Consider the following 9,396-nt stretch of genomic DNA (forward strand, 5'->3'; position numbering starts at 1 on the left):
AATGGCACTCAAATCCTATAATCCGACCAGCCCTGGACAGCGTGGCCTGATCCTCGTCGACAAATCGTCGCTGTGGAAAGGCAAGCCCGTCAAGGCGCTGACCGAAGGCAAGCGCAAGACCGGTGGCCGCAACAACAAGGGCCATGTGACCTCGCGCGGCATCGCCGGCGGTCACAAGCAAAAATATCGCTTCATCGACTTCAAGCGTCGCAAGTGGGGCGTTCCGGCGACCGTCGAACGGCTCGAATATGACCCGAACCGCACGGCGTTCATCGCGCTCATCAAATATGAGGACGGTGATCTCGCCTATATCCTGGCGCCGCAGCGCCTGGCGGTCGGCGATACGGTCGTCGCAGACAAGAAGACCGACGTGAAGCCCGGCAATGCGATGGAATTGTCGCAGATGCCGGTCGGCACGATCGTCCACAATATCGAGATGAAGCCGGGCAAGGGCGGCCAGATCGCCCGTTCGGCCGGCACTTATGCGCAGGTCGTCGGTCGTGACCGCGGTCTTGTCATCGTGCGTCTCGGTTCGGGCGAACAGCGCTACATTCGCGGCGAGTGCATGGGCACGGTCGGTGCGGTGTCGAACCCCGACAACCAGAACACCAACCTGGGCAAGGCCGGCCGCAGCCGCTGGCTCGGCAAGCGTCCGCTGACGCGCGGCGTCGCCAAGAACCCGGTCGACCACCCGCACGGCGGTGGTGAAGGCCGCACCTCGGGCGGCCGTCACCCGGTCACCCCGTGGGGCAAGCCGACCAAGGGCGCCCGTACCCGCCACAACAAGTCGACCGACAAGATGATCATCCGGTCGCGTCACGCGAAGAAGAAGAGGTAAGCCATGGCACGCTCGGTCTGGAAGGGTCCGTTCGTCGACCTTCATCTCCTCAAGAAAGCCGAAGCGGCTCAGGACGGCGGCAGCTCTGCCCCGATCAAGACCTGGTCGCGTCGCTCCACCATCCTGCCGCAGTTCGTCGGGCTGACCTTCAACGTCTACAACGGCCGCAAGTTCGTGCCGGTGTCGGTCAATGAAGACATGGTCGGCATGAAGCTGGGTGAATTTGCGCCGACGCGCTTCTTCCCCGGTCACGCGGCCGACAAGAAGGGCAAACGCTAATGGGCAAGGAAAAATCCCCTCGCCGCGTTGCGGACAATGAGGCGCTGTCGGTCGGCACGCAGATTCGCGGTTCGGCGCAGAAGCTGAACCTCGTTGCCGCGCTGATCCGCGGCCGCAAGGTCGAAGACGCGATGAACGTCCTCGCTTTCTCGAAGAAGGCGATGGCTGTCGACGTGCGCAAGGTTCTCGCCAGCGCCGTCGCCAACGCGGAAAACAATCACAACCTCGATGTCGATGCACTCGTCGTCAAGGAAGCGAGCGTCGGCAAGTCGTTCACGATGAAGCGCTGGCATGCGCGCGGTCGCGGCAAATCGACCCGGATCGAAAAGCCGTTCAGCCGCATCCGCATCGTCGTGCGCGAACAGGAAGAAGAGGCGTAAGATGGGCCAGAAGAGCAATCCGATCGGCCTGCGCCTGCAGGTCAACCGCACCTGGGACAGCCGCTGGTTCGCGGAAGGCCAGGATTATGGACGCATGCTTATCGAGGATCTGAAGATCCGCAAATATGTGTTCAAGACCCTGCCGCAGGCCGCGATTTCGAAGGTCGTCATCGAACGTCCGGCGAAGCTGTGCCGCGTGTCGATCTATGCCGCCCGTCCCGGTGTCATCATCGGCAAGAAGGGCGCGGACATCGAAAAGCTGCGCAAGGCGCTCGGTGAAATGACCGGCAGCGACGTGAGCCTGAACATCGTCGAAATCCGCAAGCCGGAAGTCGATGCCAAGCTCGTCGCGCAGGGCATTGCCGACCAGCTCGAACGCCGCGTTGCCTTCCGCCGTGCGATGAAGCGCGCGGTTCAGTCGGCGATGCGTCTGGGCGCCGAAGGCATCCGCATCAACTGTGCGGGTCGTCTCGGCGGCGCGGAAATCGCCCGCACCGAATGGTATCGCGAAGGCCGCGTTCCGCTGCACACGCTGCGTGCGAACGTCGATTATGCCGAGGCCGAAGCCCACACCGCCTATGGCGTGTGCGGCATGAAGGTCTGGATCTTCAAGGGCGAGATTCTGGGCCACGACCCGATGGCGACCGACCGGCTGATGCTCGACGCGCAGACGTCGGGCGTTCGCCCGGCGCGCGATGAACGCCGTTAAGGAACGCTGACATGTTGCAACCGAAGAAAACCAAGTTCCGCAAGGCCTTCAAGGGCCGCATCCATGGCAATGCCAAGGGTGGCACCAGCCTGAACTTCGGCTCCTACGGCCTGAAGGCGATGGAACCCGAGCGCATCACCGCGCGCCAGATCGAAGCGGCCCGCCGTGCGATCAGCCGTGCGATCAAGCGTCAGGGCCGCCTCTGGATCCGCGTGTTTCCCGACCTTCCCGTGTCGTCGAAGCCCGCCGAAGTCCGTATGGGTAAGGGCAAGGGCGCGCCCGAATATTGGGCCGCTCGCGTCAAGCCCGGCCGCATCCTGTTCGAACTCGACGGCGTTCCTGGCCCCGTGGCCGCGCTGGCGTTCGAGCGTGCGGCGATGAAGCTGCCGATCAAGACGAAGGTCGTCGCCCGCCTGGGCGACACCTCGCACCTGGAGGGTTGAGGGCCATGGCCAAGACCGAAGATGTGACCAAGAAGACCGACGACCAGCTCGCCGAACAGCTTGGCGAACTGAAGCGCGAGGCATTCAACCTCCGTTTCCAGGCCGCCACGGGCCAGCTCGAAAAGGCTTCGCGGGTCAAGGAAGTGCGGCGCACGATCGCCCGCATCAAGACCGAACAAACCGCGCGCGTTCGCGCGGCGGCGAAGTAAGGAGACTGTCATGCCGAAGCGCATTCTGACCGGCACGGTAGTGTCCGACAAGGGCGACAAGACCGTCGTGGTGAAGGTGGAGCGTAAGGTTAAGCACCCGCTCTACGGCAAGATCATCCGGCGTTCGAAGAAGTATCACGCCCATGATGAGGACAACGCCATCAAGGCTGGCGAAACCGTCCGCATCGAGGAAACGAAGCCGATTTCGAAGCTGAAGACGTGGAAGGTTCTCGAAAAGGTCGAAACCTCCACCAAGCCGAAAGCGGCCGAAGCCTGAGGGCTTCACGCAAGTTTCACGGAACCGCCGGGATGGCCCGGTAGGCCAAGGAAGAAGGAAATGCATCGATGATCCAGATGCAGTCACAACTGGAAGTCGCCGACAACAGCGGCGCGAAGCGCGTCCAGTGCATCAAGGTGCTGGGCGGCTCGAAGCGTCGCACGGCGGGCGTGGGCGACCTTATCGTCGTCTCGATCAAGGAAGCCCAGCCGCGCGGCAAGGTGAAGAAGGGCGACGTGCATCGTGCCGTCATCGTTCGCACCGCGAAGGACGTTCGTCGTGCCGACGGTTCGGTGATCCGTTTCGACAGCAACGCCGCCGTGCTCGTCAACAAAAATGAAGAGCCGATCGGCACCCGTATCTTCGGCCCCGTCGTCCGCGAACTGCGCGGCAAGGGCTATATGAAGATCATCAGCCTGGCGCCGGAGGTGCTTTGACCATGGGTATGGCCAAGATCAAGAAGGGTGACACCGTCGTCGTCCTGTCCGGCAAGGACAAGGGCAAGACCGGCGAAGTGACGCAGAGCCTGCCGAAGGACGGCAAGGTCGTCGTCGCGGGCGTCAACATCATCACCCGCCACAAGAAGCCGAACCAGCAGGATCCGCAGGGCGGCCTCGAGCGCAAGGAAGCGCCGCTGCACGTCAGCAAGGTCGCGGTTGCCGATCCCAAGACCGGCAAGCCGACGCGCGTCCGCTTTGAAACCAAGGACGGCAAGAAGGTCCGCGTGGCCGTGAAGTCCGGGGAGACGATCAATGGCTGACAACTACACCCCGCGCATGCGCAAGCTCTATGACGACCAGATCGTCAAGGCGATGACCGAAAAGTTCGGTTACAAGAATGCGATGGAAGTTCCGAAGATCGAGAAGATCACGCTCAACATGGGTGTGGGCGATGCGGTCCAGGACAAGAAGAAGGTCGAAACGGCCGCTTCGGAAATGGAACTGATCGCGGGCCAGAAGCCCGTTATCACCAAGGCGAAGAAGTCGATTGCCGGCTTCAAGCTGCGTGAAGGCATGCCGATCGGCTGCAAGGTGACGCTGCGTCGCGAGCGGATGTATGAATTCCTCGACCGCCTGATCACCATCGCGATGCCGCGCATCCGCGACTTCCGCGGCGTGTCGCCGAAGAGCTTCGACGGTCGGGGCAACTATGCTCTCGGCCTGAAGGAACAGATCATCTTCCCCGAGATCAACTATGACCGCATCGATCAAGTGCGGGGCATGGATGTGATCGTGACCACGTCGGCACGTACGGACGAGGAAGCCCGCGAACTGCTCAAGCTGTTCGGCTTCCCCTTCCCGATCGAAGCCCAGGCTAAGGAAGCCGCCTGAGTCCCCGCTGGGGATCCTCGGGCCGGACAGGAACAAGGAAAGAGAACTTAAGTCATGGCGAAACTGAGTTCGGTGAACAAGAATGAGCGTCGCAAGAAGCTGGTGAAGAAATATGCCGGCCGCTATGCGAAACTGAAGGCTATTGCGGCCGACACCACGCTCGACGACGGCGAGCGTCTGATCGCGCGCCTCAAGATGGCGGAAATTCCGCGCAACGGTAACCCGACCCGTATCCGTAACCGGTGCGAACTGACGGGCCGTCCGCGCGCTTATTATCGCAAATTCCGGCTGTGCCGTATTCAGCTCCGCGATCTGGCCAACAAGGGCCTGATCCCCGGCGTTGTGAAGTCGAGCTGGTAAGGAACACGCAACATGGCAATGACCGATCCTTTGGGTGATATGCTCACCCGCATCCGCAACGGCCAGCAGGCGAAGAAGGACAGCGTCCTGACGCCGGCTTCGACGCTGCGTGTCCGCGTTCTCGACGTGCTCAAGCGCGAAGGCTACATCCGTGGCTACAGCGAAGAGGTGCTCGGCACCAAGGGCCAGCACAAGGGCATCCGCATCGAGCTCAAATATTTCGAAGGCCAGCCGGCGATCCGCCACGTGGCACGCGTCTCGAAGCCGGGCCGCCGCGTCTATTCGGGTTCGAAAGAACTGCCGGTGGTTCGCAACGGCCTGGGCATCACCATCGTGTCGACCCCGCGCGGTGTCCTTTCGGACGCCGAAGCACGCGAGCATAATGTCGGCGGCGAAGTGCTGGCGGAGGTGTTCTAATGTCGCGCATCGGTAAAAAGGCAGTGGAGATCCCCAGCGGCGTTACCGCTGCGATCGACGGCGGCCAGCTGTCGGTCAAGGGCCCCAAGGGCACGCTGGCGATGCCGCTGTCCGACAACATCAAATATGAAGTCGGCGAAGGCGCCATCTCGGTGCAGCCCGCGAACGAAAGCCGCGAAGCGCGCGCTTTCTGGGGCATGCAGCGCACGCTGGTGCAGAACCTGATCACGGGCGTGACCGAAGGTTTCACCAAGGTGCTCGAAATCACGGGTGTCGGCTACCGCGCCAACGCGCAGGGCAAGAATCTGAAGCTGCAGCTCGGCTACAGCCACGATGTCGATTTCGCGGTGCCGGAAGGCATCGAGATCAAGACGCCGGATAACACGACGATCGAGATCAGCGGCATCGACAAGCAGCAGGTCGGCCAGGTCGCGGCGGAAATCCGTCGCTGGCGCAAGCCCGAACCCTATAAGGGCAAGGGTATCAAGTATCGCGGCGAGTACATCTTCCGCAAAGAAGGCAAGAAGAAGTAAGCCATGGCACATCTTACCCCTTTCGAAAAACGCCGCCAGCGCGTTCGTACCGCACTCCGTCTGCGTGCTGCCGGGCGTCCGCGCCTTTCGGTGCACCGCTCGGGCCGCCACATCTATGCGCAGCTCATCGATGACGCCGCCGGCAAGACGCTGGCTGCGGCTTCGACGCTCGACAAGGATCTGCGCGGCAAGACCGGCGCGACGGCTTCGGCTGCTGCCGAAGTCGGCAAGCGCCTTGCCGACGCCGCCAAGAAGGCGGGCGTGACGCAGGTCGTGTTCGACCGCGGCGGCTTCCTGTTCCACGGGCGCATCAAGGCGCTGGCCGACGCGGCGCGCGAAGGCGGATTGGAGTTCTGATTATGGCTGACGAAAACACCACGGGTCAGGGCAACCAGCCCGAGGCGATCCTGGCGCCTGAAACCACCAACGCCGAAGTCACGGGTCGCCGTGGTCGCGGCGGTCGTGATGGCGGACGTGGCGGTCGCGACGGTGGCCGTGGTCGCCGCGACGATCGGCGTCCGCGCGACGAGGACGGTGGCGAAGAGCTGATTGAAAAGCTCGTTCACATCAACCGCGTCTCGAAGACCGTGAAGGGCGGCAAGCGCTTCGGTTTCGCCGCGCTCGTCGTCGTCGGTGATGGCAAGGGCCGCGCCGGTTTCGGTCATGGCAAGGCGCGCGAAGTGCCCGAAGCCATTTCGAAGGCGACCGCCGCTGCGAAGAAGGCGATGATTCGCGTTCCGCTGCGCGACGGCCGCACGCTGCATCATGACGGTCGCGGCCATTTCGGCGCCGGCAACGTCACCGTGCGTTCGGCGCCTGCCGGTACCGGCATCATCGCCGGTGGCCCGATGCGTGCCGTGTTCGAATCGCTCGGTGTTGCCGATGTGGTGACCAAGTCGGTCGGCACGTCGAACCCCTACAACATGATCCGCGCGACCTTCCAGGCGCTCGGCGAACAGACCAGCCCGAAGTCGGTTGCGCAGCGTCGCGGCAAGAAGGTTTCGGACCTGATCAAGCGCGGCGGCGTGTCCGATCGTGCAGCCGAGGCTGAAGCCGCGGCGGTGACGGAGTAAGACAATGGCCGACAAGAAGATCAAGATCCGCCAGATCGGTTCGCCGATCCGTCGTCCCAAGGACCAGCGCAAGATCCTGACCGGCCTCGGCCTGGGCAAGATGAACCGCGAAGTCGAACTGGTCGACACCCCGGAAGTGCGCGGCATGATCCGCAAGCTTCCGCACATGGTGGAAGTAATCGAGGGCTAAGGTGAAGCTCTATCGCCTGTTGACCGGTCCCGACGACGCCGCTTTCTGCGCGCGTGTCGAAGGGCTGCTCAACCGGGGGTGGCAACTTCACGGAAGTCCGTCGATCACCTGCGTCGATGGCCGCGGCTATGTGGCGCAGGCGATCGTGATGGAAAAGGCCGGGCCTTATCCCGGCTTCCAACCGTCGAGTGAAATCGAACCCGACTGAAACACCGGGTTCAAAGCGCGACAAAAGCGAAAGCGAGTGCAATGACTATCAAGCTTAACGATCTTCGTGACAACAATGGCGCCCGCAAGGGCCGTATGCGCGTCGGACGCGGCATCGGTTCGGGCAAGGGCAAGACCGCCGGCCGCGGCCAGAAGGGCCAGAAGGCCCGCAGCGGTGTCGCGATCAACGGCTTCGAAGGCGGCCAGATGCCGCTCCACATGCGCATCCCGAAGCGCGGCTTCAACAACATCTTTGGCAAGGATTTCGCGATCGTGAACCTGGGCCAGGTGCAGAAGCTGGTCGATGCCAAGAAGCTCGACCCCAAGGAGACTGTCGACCATGCAGCGCTGAAGGCGGCCGGTGTGGCCCGCGGCGGCAAGGACGGCGTCCGCCTCCTCGCCAAGGGCGAACTGACCGCGAAGCTCAACTTCGCCGTTGCCGGCGCGTCGAAGGGCGCGATCGAGGCGGTCGAAAAGGCGGGCGGCAAGGTCGACCTGCCGGCGGCCGAAGCGAAGGCCGAGTAATTCGGACAAGGGGCGGTTCCGAAAGGGATCGCCCTTCGTCTTTGTGACGATCTCTATTCCCGTTCGATAGCGCAGGTTCGAGAGGCATTCCGGCCCCGCCAGATGCGAGCGGATCGATGGGGCGAATGAACGCCCCATCAAAAATGGGCCTTTCCCCTTGCGCTTCGTAACCGCCGAACGCACATAGGCGCGGGGTCGCCGGGGGCGCGGTCCGGAATATCCTCGAGGAAACTACCCATGGCCTCTCGCGCCGACCAGCTTGCTTCCAGCATCAATTTTTCGAAGTTCGGCAAGGCGACCGAACTCAAGAACCGCATCTGGTTCACGATCGGTGCGCTGATCGTCTTCCGCTTCCTGTCGTTCGTGCCGCTGCCCGGGGTCGACCCCGTGGCGCTGTCGCGCCTTTACAGCCAGGCGGCGTCGGGCGGCATCCTCGACATCTTCAACACCTTCTCGGGCGGCAGCCTGGAGCGCATGAGCATCATCGCGCTCGGCGTCATGCCCTATATCACGGCGTCGATTGTCGTGCAGCTCGCCGCGGCGCTGGCCCCGAGCCTCGCCGCGCTCAAGAAAGAGGGCGAAAGCGGCCGCAAGAAGCTCAACCAATATACGCGCTACGGCACCGTGCTGCTCACCGCGATCCAGGGCTATTTCATTGCCGTCGGCCTGGAAACGCTCGGGCAGAGCCAGGGCATCGCCGCGGTCGTTGACCCAGGCATGATGTTCCGCGTCGGCGCAGTCATCAGCATCGTCGGCGGTACGCTGTTCCTGATGTGGCTTGGCGAACAGATCACCAGCCGCGGGATCGGCAACGGCGTCTCGCTGATCATCATGGCGGGCATTCTCGCCCAGCTTCCGCGCAGCTTTGCCCAGATGTTCACGCAGGTTCGTGAAGGATCGATGGGCGGCGGCACGATCGTCGCAGTCATCGGCGGCGCGATCATCATCATCGCCTTCATCAGCTTCATGGAACGCGCACAGCGCCGCGTGCTGGTGCAATATCCGAAGCGCGCGACGCAGCGCGGCGTGATGCAGGCCGAGCGCAGCCACCTGCCGCTGAAGGTCAATACTGCGGGCGTGATTCCGCCGATCTTCGCCTCGTCGCTGCTGCTGATGCCGCTGACCGTCACGCAGATGCTGGGCAATAATGTGAAGGGCGACACCGCCTGGGGCGATTTCCTCATCACGATCAACCAGTATCTCGCGCACGGCCAGCCGCTCTATATGGCGCTCTATGCGGCGGGCATCATCTTCTTCTGCTTCTTCTACGTCGCGGTCGTCTTCAACCCCGAGGAAACCGCCGACAATCTGAAGCGCCAGAACGGTTTCATCCCCGGCATCCGCCCGGGCAAGAATACCGCCGCCTATCTCGATTTCGTGCTGACCCGCATCACCGTTATCGGCGCCGGCTATCTTGCGCTCATCTGCCTCATTCCGGAATATTTCATCGCCGGATCGGGCCTGCCGTTCCAGCTTGGCGGCACCAGCCTGCTGATCATCGTCAATGTCACCATCGATACGATCAGCCAGATCCAGAGCCACATGCTCGCGCACCAATATGGCGATCTGATCAAGAAGGCCAAATTGAAGGGCGGCATTGCGCGCCGCTGACGCGGTCGCTAGGC

19 protein-coding genes are annotated in these 9,396 nt (G+C 62.9%); all 19 read left to right on the forward strand.

All coding sequences use genetic code 11. The features are described from left to right. Nucleotide 1: 1 nt before the first annotated feature. The 19 genes from rplB (at nucleotide 2) to secY (ending at nucleotide 9,382) form a co-directional block, all read left to right on the forward strand. Nucleotides 2–838, forward strand: coding sequence for a 50S ribosomal protein L2 (gene rplB, locus ACT17R_RS08260; protein WP_003042210.1), 837 nt, complete (start codon nucleotides 2–4; stop codon nucleotides 836–838). Nucleotides 839–841: 3 nt separating this feature from the next. Then, nucleotides 842–1,117 carry a 30S ribosomal protein S19 gene (rpsS, locus tag ACT17R_RS08265; RefSeq protein ID WP_003042215.1) on the forward strand — a complete coding sequence of 92 codons (276 nt, stop codon included), beginning with the start codon at nucleotides 842–844 and terminating at the stop codon, nucleotides 1,115–1,117. Further along, entirely contained in the window at nucleotides 1,117–1,497 is a 381-nt protein-coding gene (gene rplV / locus ACT17R_RS08270) for a 50S ribosomal protein L22 (RefSeq protein WP_003042218.1), read from the forward strand. The genes rpsS and rplV overlap by 1 nt, the downstream gene beginning before the upstream one ends. A 1-nt stretch (nucleotide 1,498) precedes the next feature. Further along, complete coding sequence (gene rpsC / locus ACT17R_RS08275; protein ID WP_003042222.1) at nucleotides 1,499–2,206, forward strand: 30S ribosomal protein S3; 708 nt, start codon at nucleotides 1,499–1,501, stop codon at nucleotides 2,204–2,206. 11 nt (nucleotides 2,207–2,217) lie between these two features. Continuing rightward, nucleotides 2,218–2,649 (forward strand): 50S ribosomal protein L16, encoded by a 432-nt coding sequence (gene rplP, locus ACT17R_RS08280; RefSeq protein ID WP_003042223.1) that lies wholly within the window; start codon nucleotides 2,218–2,220, stop codon nucleotides 2,647–2,649. A 5-nt stretch (nucleotides 2,650–2,654) separates the two neighbouring features. Then, nucleotides 2,655–2,858, forward strand: coding sequence for a 50S ribosomal protein L29 (gene rpmC / locus ACT17R_RS08285; protein WP_003042226.1), 204 nt, complete (start codon nucleotides 2,655–2,657; stop codon nucleotides 2,856–2,858). Nucleotides 2,859–2,868: 10 nt separating this feature from the next. Further along, nucleotides 2,869–3,135, forward strand: coding sequence for a 30S ribosomal protein S17 (gene rpsQ, locus ACT17R_RS08290; RefSeq protein ID WP_003042229.1), 267 nt, complete (start codon nucleotides 2,869–2,871; stop codon nucleotides 3,133–3,135). Nucleotides 3,136–3,203: 68 nt separating this feature from the next. Then, the gene (rplN, locus tag ACT17R_RS08295) at nucleotides 3,204–3,572 is read left to right on the forward strand and encodes a 50S ribosomal protein L14 (RefSeq protein WP_003042233.1); all 369 of its coding nucleotides are present in this window, start codon (nucleotides 3,204–3,206) and stop codon (nucleotides 3,570–3,572) included. Between the two features lie 2 nt (nucleotides 3,573–3,574). Beyond that, entirely contained in the window at nucleotides 3,575–3,895 is a 321-nt protein-coding gene (gene rplX / locus ACT17R_RS08300; RefSeq protein WP_040589516.1) for a 50S ribosomal protein L24, read from the forward strand. Further along, the gene (gene rplE / locus ACT17R_RS08305) at nucleotides 3,888–4,466 is read left to right on the forward strand and encodes a 50S ribosomal protein L5 (protein WP_003042239.1); all 579 of its coding nucleotides are present in this window, start codon (nucleotides 3,888–3,890) and stop codon (nucleotides 4,464–4,466) included. Before rplX ends, rplE begins: the two co-directional genes overlap by 8 nt. A gap of 54 nt (nucleotides 4,467–4,520) precedes the next feature. Beyond that, complete coding sequence (gene rpsN / locus ACT17R_RS08310) at nucleotides 4,521–4,826, forward strand: 30S ribosomal protein S14 (protein WP_062901386.1); 306 nt, start codon at nucleotides 4,521–4,523, stop codon at nucleotides 4,824–4,826. A gap of 12 nt (nucleotides 4,827–4,838) precedes the next feature. Beyond that, entirely contained in the window at nucleotides 4,839–5,243 is a 405-nt protein-coding gene (gene rpsH / locus ACT17R_RS08315; RefSeq protein ID WP_003042244.1) for a 30S ribosomal protein S8, read from the forward strand. Then, the gene (rplF, locus tag ACT17R_RS08320; RefSeq protein WP_062901385.1) at nucleotides 5,243–5,776 is read left to right on the forward strand and encodes a 50S ribosomal protein L6; all 534 of its coding nucleotides are present in this window, start codon (nucleotides 5,243–5,245) and stop codon (nucleotides 5,774–5,776) included. Before rpsH ends, rplF begins: the two co-directional genes overlap by 1 nt. Before the next feature lie 3 nt (nucleotides 5,777–5,779). Further along, a complete protein-coding gene (gene rplR, locus ACT17R_RS08325) occupies nucleotides 5,780–6,133 on the forward strand; it encodes a 50S ribosomal protein L18 (RefSeq protein WP_003042250.1) in 354 nt (117 codons plus the stop codon). A 2-nt stretch (nucleotides 6,134–6,135) separates the two neighbouring features. Further along, entirely contained in the window at nucleotides 6,136–6,849 is a 714-nt protein-coding gene (rpsE, locus tag ACT17R_RS08330) for a 30S ribosomal protein S5 (protein WP_003042253.1), read from the forward strand. Nucleotides 6,850–6,853: 4 nt separating this feature from the next. Then, a complete protein-coding gene (gene rpmD / locus ACT17R_RS08335) occupies nucleotides 6,854–7,039 on the forward strand; it encodes a 50S ribosomal protein L30 (RefSeq protein ID WP_003042255.1) in 186 nt (61 codons plus the stop codon). Nucleotide 7,040: 1 nt separating this feature from the next. After that, nucleotides 7,041–7,247: a DUF1737 domain-containing protein gene (locus tag ACT17R_RS08340; RefSeq protein ID WP_062901384.1), complete on the forward strand. Its 207-nt coding sequence runs from the start codon at nucleotides 7,041–7,043 to the stop codon at nucleotides 7,245–7,247. A gap of 41 nt (nucleotides 7,248–7,288) precedes the next feature. Continuing rightward, the gene (gene rplO / locus ACT17R_RS08345; protein WP_444809250.1) at nucleotides 7,289–7,771 is read left to right on the forward strand and encodes a 50S ribosomal protein L15; all 483 of its coding nucleotides are present in this window, start codon (nucleotides 7,289–7,291) and stop codon (nucleotides 7,769–7,771) included. Nucleotides 7,772–8,008: 237 nt separating this feature from the next. Beyond that, complete coding sequence (gene secY / locus ACT17R_RS08350; RefSeq protein WP_003042263.1) at nucleotides 8,009–9,382, forward strand: preprotein translocase subunit SecY; 1,374 nt, start codon at nucleotides 8,009–8,011, stop codon at nucleotides 9,380–9,382. The last annotated feature ends 14 nt before the right edge of the window (nucleotides 9,383–9,396 follow it).

The sequence above is a fragment of the Sphingopyxis sp. Q841 genome, assembly GCF_052384365.1.
In the GTDB taxonomy this organism is placed as follows: domain Bacteria; phylum Pseudomonadota; class Alphaproteobacteria; order Sphingomonadales; family Sphingomonadaceae; genus Sphingopyxis; species Sphingopyxis terrae_A.

What these genes read in the sequence shown, in the direction of transcription:
- rpsS (WP_003042215.1), top strand. Translation starts at nt 842, where the DNA reads ATGGCACGCTCGGTCTGGAAGGGTCCGTTCGTCGACCTTCATCTCCTC.
- rplX (WP_040589516.1), top strand. Translation starts at nt 3,575, where the DNA reads ATGGGTATGGCCAAGATCAAGAAGGGTGACACCGTCGTCGTCCTGTCC.
- rpsQ (WP_003042229.1), top strand. Translation starts at nt 2,869, where the DNA reads ATGCCGAAGCGCATTCTGACCGGCACGGTAGTGTCCGACAAGGGCGAC.
- rpmC (WP_003042226.1), top strand. Translation starts at nt 2,655, where the DNA reads ATGGCCAAGACCGAAGATGTGACCAAGAAGACCGACGACCAGCTCGCC.
- secY (WP_003042263.1), top strand. Translation starts at nt 8,009, where the DNA reads ATGGCCTCTCGCGCCGACCAGCTTGCTTCCAGCATCAATTTTTCGAAG.
- rplN (WP_003042233.1), top strand. Translation starts at nt 3,204, where the DNA reads ATGATCCAGATGCAGTCACAACTGGAAGTCGCCGACAACAGCGGCGCG.
- rplP (WP_003042223.1), top strand. Translation starts at nt 2,218, where the DNA reads ATGTTGCAACCGAAGAAAACCAAGTTCCGCAAGGCCTTCAAGGGCCGC.
- rpsN (WP_062901386.1), top strand. Translation starts at nt 4,521, where the DNA reads ATGGCGAAACTGAGTTCGGTGAACAAGAATGAGCGTCGCAAGAAGCTG.
- rpmD (WP_003042255.1), top strand. Translation starts at nt 6,854, where the DNA reads ATGGCCGACAAGAAGATCAAGATCCGCCAGATCGGTTCGCCGATCCGT.
- rplV (WP_003042218.1), top strand. Translation starts at nt 1,117, where the DNA reads ATGGGCAAGGAAAAATCCCCTCGCCGCGTTGCGGACAATGAGGCGCTG.
- rplO (WP_444809250.1), top strand. Translation starts at nt 7,289, where the DNA reads ATGACTATCAAGCTTAACGATCTTCGTGACAACAATGGCGCCCGCAAG.
- rplE (WP_003042239.1), top strand. Translation starts at nt 3,888, where the DNA reads ATGGCTGACAACTACACCCCGCGCATGCGCAAGCTCTATGACGACCAG.
- rplF (WP_062901385.1), top strand. Translation starts at nt 5,243, where the DNA reads ATGTCGCGCATCGGTAAAAAGGCAGTGGAGATCCCCAGCGGCGTTACC.
- rpsE (WP_003042253.1), top strand. Translation starts at nt 6,136, where the DNA reads ATGGCTGACGAAAACACCACGGGTCAGGGCAACCAGCCCGAGGCGATC.
- rpsC (WP_003042222.1), top strand. Translation starts at nt 1,499, where the DNA reads ATGGGCCAGAAGAGCAATCCGATCGGCCTGCGCCTGCAGGTCAACCGC.
- rpsH (WP_003042244.1), top strand. Translation starts at nt 4,839, where the DNA reads ATGGCAATGACCGATCCTTTGGGTGATATGCTCACCCGCATCCGCAAC.
- rplB (WP_003042210.1), top strand. Translation starts at nt 2, where the DNA reads ATGGCACTCAAATCCTATAATCCGACCAGCCCTGGACAGCGTGGCCTG.
- rplR (WP_003042250.1), top strand. Translation starts at nt 5,780, where the DNA reads ATGGCACATCTTACCCCTTTCGAAAAACGCCGCCAGCGCGTTCGTACC.